Below are 16,098 nucleotides of genomic sequence, written 5' to 3' on the forward strand. Positions count from 1 at the left end.
ATCCATCGTCGCTCGTGAAGGGGTCCGCACCCATGACGCAGTCGCCCGTCGTCGATCTCCCGAAGTCCGTGGACGTGGTCAACGTCGGGCTCCCGCTCTTCGAGCAGGCCGTGCGGGACCAGGGCCACGCCGTGATCGGTGTGGACTGGCGGATCCCCGCGGGCGGGGACACCGAGCTGGTGGCCGCGTTGAGCCGGCTCTCGGGGCCGTACGCCGAGCGGGTCGACGCCGCCAACGCCGAGGTGGTCCGGCGGCTCAACGAAGGCGTTCCGCTGTTGGTCGGCGTACGCACCGCCGGAGAGGCCGTGCCCGGCATGGGCGGGCGGACGGTGCTGCACAGCGGTCCGGGGATCACCTGGGACCGGATGCCGGACCCGTTGCGCCGCTCGGTGCAGGCGACGGTGGTCGCCGAGGGCTGGGCGCCCGACGTGGCCGCCGCCGCGGCGCTGGTCGAGGCGGGCGAGGTCGAGCTGCGGCCGGCCAACGAGCATCGCACCGTGGTGCCGATGGCCACCTCGATCGGTCCGAGCGCGCCGGTCTACGAGGTCCGCAACGAAGCCGCGGGCCTGACGACGTACTCCAGCCTCAACCAGGGCTCGGGTCAGGTGCCGTGGTTCGGGGTGGACTCCGACGAGGCGATCGACCGGCTGCGGTTCGTCCGCGACCACCTCGGTCCGGTGCTCGCCGAGGCGGTGGAGGCACACGGGCCGGTGGACGTGTTGGCGCTCGCCGCCCAGGGCGTGCCGATGGGCGACGACGTGCACATGCGGGTGCAGGCCACCACCAACCTGTTCCTGCGCGACCTGCTGCCCTATCTCGTCCGCAGCGCTCACCCCAGCGCCGCGGACGCGGCCACCTTCCTGAGCGCCAACCACCTGATGTTCCTCAACGTCGCCATGGCCGCGGCGAAGTCGCTCACCGAATGGGCGGGGGAGGTCCCCGAGTCGAGCATCGTGACGACGATGGCGCGCAACGGCACCGACTACGGGATCCGGCTCGCCGGAGCCGGCCGGGACTGGTTCCTCGCGCCCTCGCCGCCCATCCAGGACGCGCTCTACTACCCGGGCTACGGGCCGGAGACCAGCGCGCCCGACATCGGCGACAGCGCGGTCCTCGAGCTGATCGGGCTGGGCGGCCCCGCGGCCGCCAACTCGCCGGCGGTGGCGGGCTTCCTCGGCGGTCGGATGGCCGACGCGATCGCGGCGACGCGGAGCATGCAGCGGATCTGCGTCGGGGAGAGCCCACGGTTCCGGCTGCCGATCCTCGACAACGTGGGCACCCCGGTGGGCGTGGACGTGCGCCGGGTCGTGGAGTCCGGGGTGACGCCGGCGGTGAACACCGGCATCGTGCACGTCTCCGACGGGGTCGGTCAGGTCGGCGCAGGGGTCGCGTGGGCTCCGGTCGAGTGCTTCGCCGCGGCCCTGCTCGACCTCGACCGACGGCTCGCCGGAGGGACCCGGACCGCTGGTTGAGACGACCGTGCGTGGGCCGACCGGCCTCGGCCGCGGCGTACCCGACCTGCATCCCGACGGCGTCACCGGCCGGGTCGTGGGTCGCTTCCGGCACGGCTGCTACATCGGCACGCCCGCCGGGGTGTACGCCGTCGCGGGCCCGGCGATCCCGTGCGGCCCCCTCCATCTGGTGGTGGACGTCCCACCTCGGGTCGGCGAGGGAGAGCCGGTCCGGCGGTCCGGCGACCTGCTCCAGGGGCGGGGCTGGGCGGTCGACCTGGCCGAGGTGGAGCCCTATGCGCCGTGGCTGCCGCGGCCGGGGGACCCGGAGCGGCTGGTCCGGCTCGCCCAAGGGTTGTCGACGCTGCCCGATCCCTTGCCCGCCGACCTGCACGGCTGCTGGCCGGGCGTCCGTGACGCACTGGTCCGCCGCGACCTGGTCGCCGCGGCCCGGACCCTGGCCGGCCGTGGCGGCGGGCTGACCCCGGCGGGCGACGACGTGGTGGCCGGACTGCTGCTGGCCCGGGCGTGGATCGCGGCGGACGAGGAGTCCGCGGACGTCGCGGCCGCCGTGGCGGCGCGGACCACGGACCTGAGTCGCGGGTTCCTGCACTGGGCCGAGCGCGGCGAGTCGATCGCCCCGGTGCACGACCTCGGGCGGTCGGTCGCGGTCGCGGACGCGGCCGGAGCTGCGGAGGCGGCCGCCCGGGTCCGCCGGATCGGCGCGTCGTCGGGTGGGGCGCTGCTCTTCGGGCTGGCGACCGGCGCCCGTCTGGCCCGGCTCCGCCGGCGGCTCGGTGGTGCGCCCTCAGGCGCGGGATCGGGGTAGGCGACCGGCCCGGACGAATCCGGCGCGCAGCTGCTGCGGAAGCGAGGCGGCCAGCCGGCGCAGGGCGTCGTCGGCCTCCGCCGGCGCCCCCACCTCGCCCAGGAGCAGCAGCGACCCGGTCTGCCGGGCCAGCGCCGCCGCCTCCTCGCGCCGGCCCATCAGGTGGAGCGCGAGGGTCTGGTACTTCGGCGACTGCGCCTCGCGCGCGGCGACCAGCAGCGCCTCCGGGGCGACCAGACCCATCCGGGCGCCGACCTCCTTGACCCGCAGGTCGCCGCGCCACCGGAAGGGCAGCCACGCGTCGACCAGCCCCTGGGCGGCGCTCAGCCGCTCGGCGGCCAGGTCGCTGCGGCCGGCGGCGAGCTCGCTGTCGGCCAGGGCGACCAGCGCGTGCAGCTCCTGCTCGATCTGCAGGCTGCCGGCCTCCACCTCGCGGGACTGGCTGAGGGCGAGCTCGGCCAGCAGCTGCGCCCGGGACGACTCGCCCAGCTCGCGCCACACCCAGGCGAGCGTCGTGTTGGTGCGTGCCCGGTAGAACGCCACGTCGTAGCGCTCCAGTATCGCCGCCTTGGTCTGCAGCGCGGTCAGTGCGCCGGACAGGTCGCCCGCGTTCGCCCGGGCCATCCCGGCGAAGAACAGCCCGCGCAGCAGCGGGTGGAAGGTGCCCAGGTCGTGGGAGACGGCCACGGCCTCGTCGAGCACCTCGATGGCATCGCCGTAGCGGTCGGCGTGCTCGAGCAGGGCCCCCAGGCAGCTGAGGACCGAGGCCCGGATCGCCTCGTCCTCGGAGCCCATCTCCTCGAGCGCGCGCTCGTAGGCCTGGTGTGCCCCGTGGAAGTCGCCGGCCCAATGCCGGGTGCGGCCCAGGAGGTTCCAGGCGCCCGGGCCCGCCTCGGGCATCTGGGACGCCTCCTCGGCCCGTGCGAACGTCTCGTCGACGTCGCGTCGGTAGTAGGCGGTCCAGCCCAGCCGCTCGACCGCCCGGGCGCGGAGCTTGCGGTCGCCGCCCGCGACCGCGAGCTCCTCGGCCCGCAGGTGGTCCTCGGTCGCGCCGTCGAAGTCGGCCAGATCCTCGCGGGCGGCACCGCGGCCGATCAGCACCTCGCCCTCGAGGGCATGGTCCTGGACCTCCCGGGCGCCGGCGAGCGCCCAGGTGTAGAGCCGGACCGCGTCGGCGTTCGCGAAGGCACGCCGGGCGAGGTCGGCCGCCTCGAACCACGAGTGAGCGGCGGCGGCGACCAGGCCGCCGCGCTCCTGGTGGTGGGCCCGCAGCTCGGGCCGGTCGGCGAGGATCTCGGCGAGCTGCCGGTGCCGCAGGACGCGGATCGGGCCGGGCAGGTCCTCGTAGAGCGCGCGGCCCAGGATCGGCGGCGAGAAGACGAACCGGTCGTTGCGGGAGACGATCAGGCCGGTGGCCGAGGCCGTCTGGAGCACGTTCATCAACTCGGCCGGGCTGCGGTCGACGAGCTGCTGCAGGGTATCGGGGGCGAACGCGGTGCCGATCACCGAGGCCGCCTGCAGCAGCCCCTCGACCTCGGAGCCGCTGCGCCGGACGCGGTGCAGGACCATGGAGCGGAGGGTGCCCGGGATGTCCTCGCGCCGCTCGCCGCGCCCCAGGGCCGCCAGCACGTCGACGACGAACATCAGGTGCCCCTGGGTGAGGTCCCAGACGAAGGCGGCCTCACTGGCCAGACCGGCGCGCTCGGCCAGGACGGCGACGTCGTACTCGGTCAACGGCCCCAGCTCGACGAGCAGGCCGGTGTCGGCCAGGCCGCGCAGGCCGCTGTCCAGGCGATCGATCGGGGCGGTCGCCACCAGCAGCACCGGTGCCCGGCTGTCGCTGTGCAGCAGCCACTGCACGGCGTCGATGGTCGCGGCGCCGGCCAGGTGCAGGTCGTCGAAGTGCAGGATCAGCGGCTGGGTCTCGGCGCTGGCGGTGAGGATGTGCCGCATGGTGTGCAGCACCCGCCGGTGCTCGATCTCCGGACTGGCGCGCCGGTAGGCGACCGGGCCGACCACCTCGCGCAGCTCGGGCACCAGCTCGGTCGCGGTGTCGGTCCACCCGCCCAGCAGCGCCGGCAGGGCCTCCGGCGGCGTGCTGAGCAGGATGCGACTCAGCACGGAGACCAGCGGCTGCAGGGCGGAGGACCGGGCGCCCTCGAAGCAGTCCACGCGGATCGCGCGCGCTCCCGACTCCTGCGCGACGGCCGTGAGTGCCTGGGCGAGCGTGGAGCAGCCGGCGCCGGGGTTGCCGGTGATCACCACGACCCCGGGCTCCCCGTCGACGGCCCGCTGCCACCGGGCCACCAGCGCGTCCAGCTCGACGCGGCGCCCGATCAGGGCGAGCGAGTCCAGCTCCAGTGCGGTGTCGGTGCTCCGGGGCGCGTCCGGGTCCTGGCCGCTGACGATCGTGCTGAAGAGGGCGTCGGTCTCGGGGCTCGGATCGACGCCGAACTGCTCGCGCAGCTGCTCGCGGAGCCGCTCGTAGGTCCGCAGTGCCTCGGCGCGGTCGCCCAGGTGCCACAGGGCGCGGATCAGGGCCCGGCCCGCGAGCTCGTCGTGGGGGTCGGAGCCGAACACCTCCGCCGCCTGCTCGGCGATCTCGGGCCACATGCCCAGGTGCGCCTCGGCCTCCCAGCAGGAGCGATGCAGGCGCCGGGTCAGCCCCTCGACGTAGCGACGCTGGTCCTCGGCCCACGCGTGCTGCGCGAACGCCGACCCCAGCTGCGGCTGACCGCGGTCGAGCAGTGCGAAGCCGCGCCGGGCGGCGGCCACGGCGACCGCGGGGCTCAGCGCCGCGCGCGCCTGGCACGATCGAGTCAGCTCCTCCAGCTGAGCGATGTCGCTGGTCCAGGCGGGGCCGGCGTTGAAGCGGTAGCCGGTGGCCGAGGAGCCGGTGACGGCGTCGGCCCCGATGGCCTTGCGGATCCGGCTCACCAGCGAGGCGATCACCCGCTCCGGCGTGCTCGGCACGTCGTCGTCCCACAGCGCGTCGACGAGAGCGCCGGTCTCCACGGCGGCTCCGTCGGCGGCGACGAGGCGACGCAGCAGCACCTGGGCGCGACCGGCCGGGACGGGACCGAGTGCTCGACCCGACGGATCGACGACCTCGAGCTCTCCGAGGACGAAGACGGTGGAGGTGCTCTCGCGGCTCATCCGGCGCCACCTCCTCCCCGGCCGGTGCGTCTCCTATGCGATACGCTCTGGCTGATAATAGATGCGATGTCCGGTTGTGCGCGCTCTTCGCCGTTCGAGAGAGGTGGGTGGATGCAGACCAGCCGTCCCAGTTTCCTCACGCTCCCACCTCGCCCGGCGAAGCCCCGCGCCACCGGCCTCACCCACGTGCTGGACAAAGGGTATTCAATCGGCCGGGTAGAGGAGACCCTCTCCGCCTACGCCGAGTGGGTGGACGTGTGGAAGTTCGGGTGGGGGACCGCGTACGTCGAGCCCCTCCTGGCGGAGAAGGTGCGGCTGCTGCGCGATCGCGGCATCCTCGCCTGCACCGGTGGCACGCTGCTGGAGATCGCCTGGAGCCAGGACCGGGTCGACGAGTTCTTCGAGTTCGCCACCTGGGCCGGGTTCGAGTGCGTCGAGGTCTCCCGGGGGGCGACGCCGATGCCCGCCGCCCGGAAGGTGGAGCTGATCGAGCGGGGCCGGGCGCTGGGCTTCGAGGTGTTCGCCGAGGTGGGCAGCAAGGATCCGTGCGAGCTGGTCTCCGCCGACGCCTGGGTCGCCGAGGTCCGCGCCGATCTCGAGGCCGGGGCCAGCTGGATCGTGACGGAGGGGCGGGAGAGCGGCACGGTCGGGCTCTACGACGCGCAGGGCGCGGTCCGCGAGCAGCTGCTCGACAGCCTGGCCGCGGTGCCCGGAGCCGAGCGGATCATCTACGAGGCCCCCCAGCGGGCCCAGCAGGCGGTCCTGCTCCGCCGGCTCGGGCCGAACGTCAATCTCGGCAACGTCGCGCTGGACGATGTCGTCGGCCTGGAGACGCTGCGGCGCGGGCTGCGCTCGGACACGATCGGACTCACCGAGACCGGGCTCCGCCTCGCCGCCGGTCGGGGCGCGTGATGCCGCAGGCCAACGTCGTACCGGGCCGCTACCGGCAGGTCGCGGTGGCCACGGTGCCGTCGCTGACGGCCACGGATCTCGTGGCGTACTTCACCGGGCGCGAGGTCTACTTCCGGACCCGCTTCATCGTCGCGCGCCGCGGTGAGCGGCTCGCCCTGGTCGAGGTCGACCGGGCCGAGCCGACCGGCGACGCCGCCCTCTTCGTGCCCACGACGGCCGCCCGGGTGCTGGCCGGCCCCGAGGAGTGCGCCCTGGTGGTGGACGAGGCGCTGGACACCGCGGTCCCGTCCCAGCTCGCGCTGGCCGCCGAGCGGGCCCCCGGCGCCCGCTGCGTCGTCGTCGAGGGCGCCTACTCCCACCTCAGCTTCATCTTGGATCCGGCGCCGCTGCGGCTCCGTGTGGTCGACGTGGTGCCGCCCGGCCCGGCGAAGCTGGTCGACCAGGTCGGCCGGGTGCTCGCGCTGGCCGAGGACCTGCCTCCGATCGTGGTCGACGCCGAGCTGAAGGACAGCCGGGACCTGCTGGCCGCCGGCCGCCCGGTCCCGGCGGCGGACCTCCTGATCCCGTGCCGCGCCTCGGGGATGGAGTTCGGCACCAGCCGGGTCTGGTTCCTCGACGAGCGGCCGCCGCAGCAGGAGTGGACCCTGGTCGGCTGCGAGCGCTCCGACCAGATCCACCGGTGGTTCTACGGCTCGGTCCCCGACCGGGTGGACACCTGTCCCCGACAGTGGCTCCCCGCCGCCGGCCAGCAGCCGAGCGGGGAGTCGCTGACCCGGTGCTGCCTGCTCCAGGAGGGCATCGAGGAGCGCGACGACGGTGTGCTGGTGCCTTGGGGGGCGTCGCTCCACGAGGTCCGGGCGGCGTTGGACCGGATCGTGCAGAGGGCCGGGGTGCCGTGGACGCGCATCTGATCGACTCGGCCGTCTTCGGGCACCAGTGGAGCACGCCCGAGAGTCGCCGGCTCCTCGCCGAGCCGGCGCGGATCGGACGATGGGTCGAGGTGCTCGCCGCCCTGGCCGGCGCGCAGGCCGAGGTCGGACTGATCCCGGAGTCCGCCGCGGCCGCGATCGCCGGGCTGCGCGACCGGACGTGGGACGGCGCGGCGATCGAGGCGATCGCCGCCGGTACGCGGCGTACCTCCCACTCGACCCTGGGCATGATCGACGTGCTGAAGGGTGCGCTGCCCGCCGAGGCGGCGGAGTGGGTCTACTACGGCGCCACCGTGCAGGACGTCACCGACACCGCGCAGGTCCTGGAGGTCCGGGCCGTCGGCCGGCTGCTCTGGCGGGACCTGCGCCGGATCGAGGCGGCGCTGCTGGAGCTCGCGCGCCGGCACCGGGACACGCCGATGGTCGGACGTACCCACGGCCAGCCCGGCGCGCCGATCACCTTCGGCTTCAAGGCGGCCACCTGGGCCGACGAGATCGGCCGGTGCCTCGACCGACTGGCCCAGGGGCGGGACCGGTGGCTGGTCGGTCAGCTCGCCGGTGCCGTGGGGGTGCTGGGGTTCTTCGGGAGCGCCGCGCTGCCGATGCAGCAGGCGTACGTCGGGCGGCTCGGCCTCGCGCAGCCGCCGATCTCCTGGCTCTCGACCCGCGACCGGCTGGCCGAGTTCGCCCAGGTCGTCGCGTCCACGGTGACCGCGCTCGCCCGGGTGGCCAACGAGACCTACGCCCTCGCCCGGGCCGAGATCGGCGAGCTGCGGGAGCCGGTCGCCGACGGCACCGTCGGTTCCATCACGATGCCGCACAAGAGGAACCCGGAGGTCAGCGAGCAGGTCGTCACGCTGGCCCGACTGGTGCGCAGCCAGTCCGCCGTCCTGACCGAGACGATGGTCGGCGAGCACGAGCGGGACGGGCGCACCTGGAAGACCGAGTGGGTGCTGGTGCCGGAGCTGGCCCACTACGCCCTGGCGGCGACCGCGATGTCGGTCCGCCTCGTCGAGGGGCTCGAGGTCGACACCGACCGGATGCTGGCCAACCTGACCGCGGGTGGCAGCGCCTCGTCCGAGCGGCTGCTCAGCGTCGTGTCCGTGCGGCTCGGCAAGCACCGGGCCCAGGCCGCGTTGCAGGAGGCCTACCGGGTGGCTCGGACCAGGGGGATCGCGGTCGTCGACGCCCTCGACCTGACCGAGGAGGAGGCGGCCGAGCTGGACCGGGTCCATGTCGGTGCCGCCGGGGAGATGGTCGACCGGGTGCTGGCCCGGGCCGCCGAGCGCCGCGACGCCCTGGGCGAGGACTGGGCATGAGTGGAGCCCGTGCCGAGGGAGTGGGCCTGGGCCTCTTCCCGACGCCGCTGCACCATGCCGATCTCGGCTCCCGCCTCGGCCGGCTCTGGCTCAAGCGCGACGACCTCACCGGCTACTGCTGGGGCGGCAACAAGGTCCGCACGGTGGAGGCGATCCTGACCGACGCGCTGGCGGCCGACGTGGAGGTGCTCGTCGTCGCCGGTGGTCCCTCGTCGAACTTCGCCGCGCTGCTGGCGGTCGCGGCCGCGGAGCACGGGGTCGAGGTGCGCCAGTTCAGCCACGGCCACCCGCGCGGGGGCGCCGCGATCACCCTCGCCGAACGCGCCGGTGCGCTGATCCACTACACCGGATCACCGGACAAGGCCTCGATGGAGACCGCCGCGCTCGCCGAGGTCGAGCGGCTCCGGGCCGCGGGCCGTCGGGTCCGCGCGGTGCCCCGCGGGGGTGCCACCGCGGTCGGTGCCCGAGGGTTCGTCACGGCCGCGGCCGAGCTGCTGGCCCAGCTGGACGAGCGCGGCCTGGACCGGGTCAGCGTGGTGCTGCCCCTGGGCTCCGGTGGCAGCACCGCGGGGTTGCTGGCCGGCCTTGCCGCGGCCCGGTCCACCGGGTCGGACCGGGTCGAGGTGGTGGCGGTGGCGGTCACCCGCGACCCCGCGCAGGTCGCCGGCGTCGTCAGCGAGCTGGCCGCCGAGGTCGCCGGCGGTGAGACCCCCGCGGTCGACTGGCGGGTCGTGGACGGCCGCCAGGTCGACGTACCGGCGACGGAGGCGACCCTCCTGAGGAGCGTGGGGCTGGTCGCCGATCCGGTCTACAACGCCCCGGCGCTGGGCTGGCTGGCTGCGCACCGCGACGACTTCTCCCGCCCGGTCGTCTACTGGCTGACCGGTGGGCTGCTCGCCGCCGCCGACTCCCTGGCCGGCACCCCGGCACCAGGCCGACCCGATCGAGCACAGGAGGTCCGTCCATGACGGCTGTCCAGATCCCCGAACCGCACCGTCCGCGCCGGGCCGAGGGGCCGTCGAAGGAGGCGCCCGCGCCGGAGCTGATCGAGGCGGGCTTCGCCTGGGAGATCGCCGACGCGCCGCTGCTGCACGCGGGGCTGAACCTCGCCGACATCGCGCACGTGCTGGACCTCCGGCACCGCGGCATCGTCCCGGAGCCGGCCGCGGCCCGGCTGCTCGCCGTGCTGCTGGAGGCGCACGAGACGGCGCCGGAGGACTTCGGCTACGACGCGGCGTACGGCGAGCCGTACAACTCCCGGGAGCGCAGGTTCGTCGCGGCGATCGGCGACGACGCCGGCTGGCTGCACGCCGGCCGTCCCCGGCGGGAGGCGGCGCGGGTCGCGCTCCGGCTGCTGCTGCGCGGCCTGACCGCGGAGCTGACCCTCGCCGCCGCCGGCTTCGCCGCCACGGCCAGTCGGGTCGCGGCCGACAACGCCGAGGTGCTGATGCCCGACCAGACCTACCTGCAGCAGGCGCAACCGTCGACCTTCGGCCACTACCTGCTCGGCTTCGTGCCGCCGGCGATCCGCGACGCCGAGCGGCTGCTGGTCGCGCTGGCGGAGGTCAACACCAGTCCGGGCGGCGCGGGCTGCGTCAACGGCAGCCGACTGCTCGACGACCGCGAGGTGATCGCGGACCTGCTCGGCTTCGGGGGCGTGATCACCCACACCCGGGACGCGATGTGGCAGACCGACACGTTCATCGACGTGCTGGCGACCACCGTCAGCCTGATCTCCAACCAGGCGAAGCTCGCGGAGGACCTCGAGATCTGGTCGAGTCAGGAGTTCGACTACGTCGATCTCGCCGGGCCCTACACGCGGGCCTCCGTGCTGATGCCGCAGAAGCGCAACCCCTACGCCCTGTCCATCGTCCGCGGCGCGGGCGGCGTGCTGATCGGCCGCCTGACCGGCTTCCTCGCGGTGGTGAAGTCGCCGTCCGCGCGCAGCGACAACCTGATCTTCGCCTACGGCGAGATCCCGAAGGCGCTCGAGTTCGGGACCCGCATCACCGCCCTGATGGACGGCGTGGTCGACACCCTGGCCGTGAACCGGGGGCGGATGTGGCAGCGGCTGATCGAGGGCTACACCCAGGCGACCGACCTCGCCGAGTACGTCATGCTCCGCTGCGGGATCGACTACCGCGCGGCGTACCTGGTCGTGGGCGAGACCGTCCGGACCGCCAGCCGTACCGGCGTCGGTGCCATCGACCTCACCCCCGAGGACCTCGACACCGCCGCGCGCACGGTGCTGGGCTGGGGGCCCGAGCGCAGCCTGGGGCTGGACGCCGAGGAGCTGCGCGCCACCGTCGACCCGCGCAACATCGTCGCCACGAGGGATGCCGCCGGCGGCGCGGCGCCACGCGCGGTGCTGGCCATGACCGAGGAGTACGCCGCCGCCGCCGAGTCGCTGCGTGAGCGCGCCCAGGCCGCCCTGGACGACTACGCGGAGGTGGAGCGCCGACTGCTCGCCACCGCGCGCGAGGTGGTGCGGACGGCCGCTTCGTGACGGCTGCGCGGCCGTGCAACGTCCCTGCAACACCACCGGGCAGGCTCGGGTCATGGACAACCCGATCGTTTCCGAAGGGCAGTGTGGCTGTCGGTTCGAGGCGGCGGCACCCGCACACCATCGACGCCTGTTGGGGCTGGAGTTCCAGCCGATGACGGGGCTCGTCGAGCTGATCGAGCTGGCGGCCACGTGGGGTGAGCTGGAGTACGGCGAGGGCGAGCCGGTGATCCCGCCCGGGGACTGGATCGAGTTCGCCCAGGGGCACCCGTGGGTGGACCCGGAGCGGGTGTTCGACGCCCTGGTCGCGTTGGCCAGCCTGGTCCCGCCGGCGCCGATGGCGACCGTCACCGAGCTCCGGCCGGAGCGCGACCCGCGGGTCGCCGTCAACTCCTGAGAGCTGGCGGCCGGCCTCGGTCGGCCCGGGCTCAGCGGCGCTCGGGGACGGACGCGAAGATCACCTTCGCCACCCGGGCGCCGGGGTTGCGCCAGCTGTGCGGCTCCTCGGCGCGGAAGTGCAGCGAGTCACCCGCGCTGAGCTTGATCGGCTGCCCGGACACCGTCACCTCCAGGGAGCCGGAGACCACGTGCACCAGGGTCTCGCCGGCCGACCTGGCCGTCGCCTCCCCGGAGGAGGCGCCCGGCCCGACCTCGCTGAGGGTGGCGTCGAGATCGAAGGGCCCGCCGTCGGCCGAGAGCTGCCCGGTGACGATGTCGCCGGCCGCCGACGTCACCTGGCGGCGCCGCTTCGCCGGGACGTGGACCGCGGAGCTGGCCGGGGCCGGCGCCTCGTCGATGAAGTGTCCGACGGGGACCTCGAAGGTGGCCGCCAGCTTCAGCAGCGTGGTGATCGTCGGCACCATCGTCGACTGCTCGACCTTGTGGATCGCCGCCGGCGAGACGCCGGACTGGTCCGCCAGCTGCTGCAGCGACAGTCCCTGCCGGGTGCGCAGTGCCCGCAACCGGGGCCCGATCCCGGTCACGACCTGTGCGACGTCGTCCTCCGACATGGGCGTCGCGGAGGCGCGACGGGATTCGTCGGAGGTCGGTTGCGGGGCGGGCGCGGTCAAGAGCGGGTCTCCTTCGCTCGGAGTCGGGGCGGGTTGCCAACTGTGCAGACTAGCGGACCGCCGTCCCACCCCGATATCTCCTATGATGATGCATCATCTCTGATCTGAAACATCTTCGCGCGAAGTGATCACCACCTCGAGGAGGCTGTCGATGGGTGTCGAGCGAACGGTCGCCGGTGTCTGGCACGGCGGCTACCACTGCACGGTGACCGCCGGCGACTTCGAGGTCACCGTCGACGAGCCCGTGGAGGTCGGCGGCTCCGGCCTCGGTCCCCAGCCCACTGACTACTTCCTTGCGTCGATCGCCTCCTGCTTCACCCTCGCGCTCGGGCATGCCGCCAAGCGGCAGGGGCTGGTGCCGAGCGCGCTCCGGGTCCAGGTCACCGGCACCTACGAAGGGCTGCGCTTCGCCTCGGTGCGGATCTCGGCCGAGGTCGGCGTCCCGGCCGGCCGGGTCGACGCGCTGCTCGAGGCGGCGGAGCGGGTCTGCTACGTCACCAACACGCTGCGCTCCGGGGTGGAGCTGACCACCGAGGTGGCCGCCGTCGAGGCTTGACCGCCCGCGGGCTCGCATCTACTATCCGACACGACGTTGATTTTGCGACGGAAAGAGAGCGGGCACACTCGTGAAGATCGTCGTGATCGGTGGCGGGGCGGCAGGACTGGGCGTCGCTGGTGCGGCCAAGGGCCAGGATCCGTCGGTGGAGACGGTGGTCTACACCGAGTTCGAGGACGTCGCCTACAGCCCGTGCGGCATCCCCTTCGTGCACGGCAAGGAGATCGACTCCTTCGAGCGGCTCTTCCTGGCCACGAAGGAGCAGTACGTCCAGCAGGGCATCGACGTCCACTACGAGACGACGGTCGAGAGCATCGACCTGAAGTCGAAGTCCATCCAGGTCAAGGGCGAGGGGTGGGTCACCTACGACCGGCTGGTCCTTGCCACCGGCTGGGACTACGCCACGCCCGACGTGCCGGGCACCGACCTCGAGGGCATCTACCACGTCAAGAACATCCGGGCCGCGATGGAGTGGGACAAGTACCTCGACACCGTGCGTCAGGCGGTGGTGGTGGAGTCCGGTCCGATCGCGATGGAGATGGTCTCGGCGCTGCGTCACCGGGGCATCGAGGTCACCCTGGTCGACCCAGGCCCGTGGCCGATGGCCGACGTCATCGACCCCGACATCGTCGAGCCGGTGCGGGCCGACTGGGAGGCCGACGGTGTCGACCTGCGGTTCAACGAGAAGGTGACGGGCTTCGTCGGCAAGGGCGGCAAGCTGACCCACGCGACCACCTCGTTCGGTGACGTGCCCTGTCAGCTGGCCGTGATCGGAAGCCACAAGGTCGCGAACGCCGGTCTGGCCCGTGCGGCCGGGATCAAGCTCGGGAGCACCGGAGGGATCGCGGTAGACCCGCAGATGCGCACCTCGGACCCGCACGTGTACGCCGCGGGCGACTGCGCGGAGATCCCCCACGGGGTCTCCAACGTGCCCCTGCAGGGACTCTCGGGCAGCCACGCCTACGCCCAGGGCAAGACCGCCGGCATCAACGCGGCCGGCGGCCGACGCACCCACAACCCCGTCTACGTGCCCTGGGGCATGCTCGCCGGACAGTGGATGATCGGCGGGGTCTCCTTCGGCGAGACGCTGGCCACCGCGCTCGGCCTGCCCTTCGTCACCGGCGTGGCCAACGGCATCACCCGGGCGCGCTACTACCCCGGCGTCAAGCCGATCACCGTCAAGCTCCTCGTCGACCCCCGCAGCCGGCGCCTGATCGGCGCACAGATGGTCGGCGGCGAGGGGATCAAGGAGCGTGCCGACTTCCTGGGCATCGTCGCCCGTACCGGTGTCCCCATCGACACCCTGGCCACGATGGAGAACGTCTACTCGCCCGCCATCGGCGCCCTCAACGAGCCGATCGCGATGGCCGCCCAGGCCGCCGTCGCGAAGCTCTGAGAGGCGGAGCCGTGAGCTTCACGCACTGGCTGCGTCACAACGCCGAGAGCTCTCTGCTCCGCGACGCCCAGCGCCGGATGGCCGAGCAGCACCACGCGAACGCGCCCGCGCGGCCGCGCGGACTCGCCGAGCGGTGGTGGCTGCAGGTCTTCGCACCGGTCTACCGCTTCCTCCCCTGGAGGCTGCGCCGCGTCGTCATGCAGCAGATCCCGGGCAGCCACCGGATGGGCTGGCCCGCACCCCAGTACGTCGATCCGGAGCAGATCGACTGAGTCGCACCACAGCCAACCAACCGACCCGAGCAAGGAGCGCTACCGTGCCCAAGACCGTGACGATCGACCCGCCGAAGGAAGGCGACATCCTCTTCAACGTCGAGGAGAAGATCTTCCCCGACCACAAGGCGAACGAGGGCGACAAGGCCTACGTCTTCATGCACACCGTGCCGTTCGAGGGCTCGGTCGGCCTGGTCAACATGCTGACCGCGACCCGCCTGCAGCGCAAGGGCTTCGAGCTCACTTTCGTCCTCTACGGCCCCGCCGTGCTGATGGCCTCCGCGGCTCGCGGCTACCCGGCTGTCGGCGCGGAGGGGTTCCCGGGCAACCTCGGCTACAACAAGCAGATCAAGACCCTGATCGACGAGGGTGCGACGGTCTACGCCTGCCGGTTCGCGATGGGTGCGCTCTACGGGATGCGCGAGGACGACCTGATCCCCGGCGTCAAGGCGTTCAACCCGCTCGACGTACTGGATGCCAACATCCAGGCATGGCGGGACCGCGCCCTCGTGCTGGCCACCTGGACGGTCTGACGTCGCGATGGCCACGCACCTGACGAACGACGCGCACCGCCACATCGGGGTGATGCCGGCGTTCCCCTTCTACGGCGGACCGCCCGCGAACCCGGACATCAGCGCCCGGGGCACGGTCGCCGAGCTGATCGCCGACCTCGACCGCGAGGGAGCCGAGCGCACGCTCGTGCTGCCCAACTACGGGGTGCCGGACGCCGGGGTCTCCTTCGGGTTCAACCCCCTGGTGGTCGAGGCGGCGGCGACCGACGACCGGATCAAGTGCGGCCTGTGGGTCTCGCCCCGGGCCCAGGACGCCGAGCTGAACGCCGAGGCGCTCAAGCTGGTCGGTGAGCCGGGCGTGGTCGCCCTCAAGACCAGCTTCCTGCTCGGCGGCGCGGTCGACGACGAGGCCTGCCAGCCGCAGCTCGAGACCATCTTCAACACGGCTCGGGACAACGACCTCGTGGTCCACATCCACACCTCCCCGGGCGCGGCCTCCGACATCGACCAGATCGGCAAGCTGGTCGAGCGCTACGGCGACGAGACCAAGATGCACCTGGTCCACTTCGGTGGCGGCATGAGCGGCCACATCAAGCTCATCAGCGAGCGGTTCTTCACCTGGATCGAGCAGGGCAAGAAGGTCTACACCGACACCAGCTGGGCGATCGGCTTCGCGCCGCGCTGGCTCGCCTCCGAGATCGAGAAGCGGGGCATCGGGCACGATCGCGTGCTCTTCGCCAGCGACGAGCCCTGGGGCGACTACACCGGCGAGGTCTACCGGCTGGCCGAGGCCGCCGGTGACGGTGAGTTGGGCAACCTCATGCTGCGGGACAACTTCACGAGCCTCTACGGATCCTGAGCAGCACCACATCGATGTCGGCGTCCGCCCCGAGCCTGGGGCGGACGCCGACGTCGTTCCGATGGTCGCCGGTCGTGGAGTTTGGGCATCTCATGGCGAATTCCACTGGTTGAACTCCGCCTCGCGCACAACGGTGGTCTCACAGAGGAAACCCGCTGTGGTTCACAGAGACCCGATCCAGAGAGATCTGGGCCGGGTGTCTCGCATTTCCGGGCCCGCTTGGTGGCGTTGACGATCCGTGAGGACGGCAAACGCCGCTGACGTGGCGGGTCAGCGGCGTTCTGGGGGAGTCGGGGTGCTTCAGGTCAGGCTCGCGCCTTCAGCGGTGCTGGTG

At 73.1% G+C, this 16,098-nt stretch carries 15 protein-coding genes; 13 read left to right on the plus strand and 2 right to left on the minus strand.

Annotation, left to right across the window (positions count from 1 at the left end):
* The first annotated feature begins 32 nt into the window (after positions 1-32).
* The gene (locus KM427_RS05310) at positions 33-1,472 is read left to right on the plus strand and encodes a YlbE family protein (protein ID WP_215526512.1); all 1,440 of its coding nucleotides are present in this window, start codon (positions 33-35) and stop codon (positions 1,470-1,472) included.
* A gap of 7 nt (positions 1,473-1,479) precedes the next feature.
* A complete protein-coding gene (locus KM427_RS05315; protein WP_183592951.1) occupies positions 1,480-2,280 on the plus strand; it encodes an oxamate carbamoyltransferase subunit AllH family protein in 801 nt (266 codons plus the stop codon).
* On the opposite strand, the gene KM427_RS05320 is transcribed toward KM427_RS05315, so the two are convergent.
* Positions 2,260-5,436, minus strand: a complete 3,177-nt coding sequence (locus KM427_RS05320) for an ATP-binding protein (RefSeq protein WP_215526513.1) — start codon at positions 5,434-5,436, stop codon at positions 2,260-2,262. The genes KM427_RS05315 and KM427_RS05320 overlap by 21 nt on opposite strands.
* Positions 5,437-5,547: 111 nt before the next feature.
* On the opposite strand from KM427_RS05320, the gene KM427_RS05325 reads away from it, so the two are divergent.
* From KM427_RS05325 to KM427_RS05350, 6 genes are all read left to right on the plus strand, one after another.
* Positions 5,548-6,348, plus strand: a complete 801-nt coding sequence (locus KM427_RS05325) for a phosphosulfolactate synthase (protein WP_215526514.1) — start codon at positions 5,548-5,550, stop codon at positions 6,346-6,348.
* On the plus strand, positions 6,348-7,259 hold the full coding sequence (locus KM427_RS05330) for an XcbA family protein (protein ID WP_215526515.1): 912 nt from the start codon (positions 6,348-6,350) through the stop codon (positions 7,257-7,259). The genes KM427_RS05325 and KM427_RS05330 overlap by 1 nt, the downstream gene beginning before the upstream one ends.
* Entirely contained in the window at positions 7,244-8,596 is a 1,353-nt protein-coding gene (locus KM427_RS05335) for a class-II fumarase/aspartase family protein (RefSeq protein WP_215526516.1), read from the plus strand. The genes KM427_RS05330 and KM427_RS05335 overlap by 16 nt, the downstream gene beginning before the upstream one ends.
* Complete coding sequence (locus KM427_RS05340) at positions 8,593-9,564, plus strand: pyridoxal-phosphate dependent enzyme (protein WP_215526517.1); 972 nt, start codon at positions 8,593-8,595, stop codon at positions 9,562-9,564. The genes KM427_RS05335 and KM427_RS05340 overlap by 4 nt, the downstream gene beginning before the upstream one ends.
* A complete protein-coding gene (locus KM427_RS05345; RefSeq protein ID WP_215526518.1) occupies positions 9,561-11,102 on the plus strand; it encodes a lyase family protein in 1,542 nt (513 codons plus the stop codon). Before KM427_RS05340 ends, KM427_RS05345 begins: the two co-directional genes overlap by 4 nt.
* Positions 11,103-11,253: 151 nt before the next feature.
* The gene (locus KM427_RS05350) at positions 11,254-11,496 is read left to right on the plus strand and encodes a hypothetical protein (RefSeq protein WP_215526519.1); all 243 of its coding nucleotides are present in this window, start codon (positions 11,254-11,256) and stop codon (positions 11,494-11,496) included.
* Positions 11,497-11,527: 31 nt separating this feature from the next.
* Here KM427_RS05350 and KM427_RS05355 read toward each other — a convergent pair whose 3' ends face one another.
* Positions 11,528-12,109: a cupin domain-containing protein gene (locus tag KM427_RS05355; RefSeq protein ID WP_215526520.1), complete on the minus strand. Its 582-nt coding sequence runs from the start codon at positions 12,107-12,109 to the stop codon at positions 11,528-11,530.
* A 211-nt stretch (positions 12,110-12,320) separates the two neighbouring features.
* Here KM427_RS05355 and KM427_RS05360 point away from each other — a divergent pair, with 211 nt between their 5' ends.
* The 5 genes from KM427_RS05360 to KM427_RS05380 all read left to right on the plus strand — a co-directional run bounded on the left by KM427_RS05360 (position 12,321) and on the right by KM427_RS05380 (position 15,764).
* Entirely contained in the window at positions 12,321-12,725 is a 405-nt protein-coding gene (locus KM427_RS05360; protein ID WP_215526521.1) for an OsmC family protein, read from the plus strand.
* Between the two features lie 70 nt (positions 12,726-12,795).
* On the plus strand, positions 12,796-14,121 hold the full coding sequence (locus tag KM427_RS05365) for an FAD-dependent oxidoreductase (protein ID WP_183592961.1): 1,326 nt from the start codon (positions 12,796-12,798) through the stop codon (positions 14,119-14,121).
* Between the two features lie 11 nt (positions 14,122-14,132).
* Positions 14,133-14,393, plus strand: coding sequence for a hypothetical protein (locus KM427_RS05370; protein ID WP_215526522.1), 261 nt, complete (start codon positions 14,133-14,135; stop codon positions 14,391-14,393).
* A gap of 44 nt (positions 14,394-14,437) precedes the next feature.
* Positions 14,438-14,926: an MSMEG_0572/Sll0783 family nitrogen starvation response protein gene (locus KM427_RS05375; RefSeq protein ID WP_183592963.1), complete on the plus strand. Its 489-nt coding sequence runs from the start codon at positions 14,438-14,440 to the stop codon at positions 14,924-14,926.
* Positions 14,927-14,933: 7 nt separating this feature from the next.
* On the plus strand, positions 14,934-15,764 hold the full coding sequence (locus tag KM427_RS05380) for an amidohydrolase family protein (RefSeq protein WP_215526523.1): 831 nt from the start codon (positions 14,934-14,936) through the stop codon (positions 15,762-15,764).
* Positions 15,765-16,098 lie beyond the last annotated feature (334 nt).

The organism is Nocardioides sp. LMS-CY (genome assembly GCF_018732145.1).
GTDB lineage: Bacteria > Actinomycetota > Actinomycetes > Propionibacteriales > Nocardioidaceae > Nocardioides > Nocardioides soli.

Coding starts and splice junctions, on each gene's coding strand:
- KM427_RS05310 (WP_215526512.1), top strand. CDS start 33: ATGACGCAGTCGCCCGTCGTCGATCTCCCGAAGTCCGTGGACGTGGTC.
- KM427_RS05320 (WP_215526513.1), bottom strand. CDS start 5,436: ATGAGCCGCGAGAGCACCTCCACCGTCTTCGTCCTCGGAGAGCTCGAG.
- KM427_RS05325 (WP_215526514.1), top strand. CDS start 5,548: ATGCAGACCAGCCGTCCCAGTTTCCTCACGCTCCCACCTCGCCCGGCG.
- KM427_RS05330 (WP_215526515.1), top strand. CDS start 6,348: ATGCCGCAGGCCAACGTCGTACCGGGCCGCTACCGGCAGGTCGCGGTG.
- KM427_RS05340 (WP_215526517.1), top strand. CDS start 8,593: ATGAGTGGAGCCCGTGCCGAGGGAGTGGGCCTGGGCCTCTTCCCGACG.
- KM427_RS05345 (WP_215526518.1), top strand. CDS start 9,561: ATGACGGCTGTCCAGATCCCCGAACCGCACCGTCCGCGCCGGGCCGAG.
- KM427_RS05350 (WP_215526519.1), top strand. CDS start 11,254: ATGACGGGGCTCGTCGAGCTGATCGAGCTGGCGGCCACGTGGGGTGAG.
- KM427_RS05355 (WP_215526520.1), bottom strand. CDS start 12,109: ATGTCGGAGGACGACGTCGCACAGGTCGTGACCGGGATCGGGCCCCGG.
- KM427_RS05360 (WP_215526521.1), top strand. CDS start 12,321: ATGGGTGTCGAGCGAACGGTCGCCGGTGTCTGGCACGGCGGCTACCAC.
- KM427_RS05380 (WP_215526523.1), top strand. CDS start 14,934: ATGGCCACGCACCTGACGAACGACGCGCACCGCCACATCGGGGTGATG.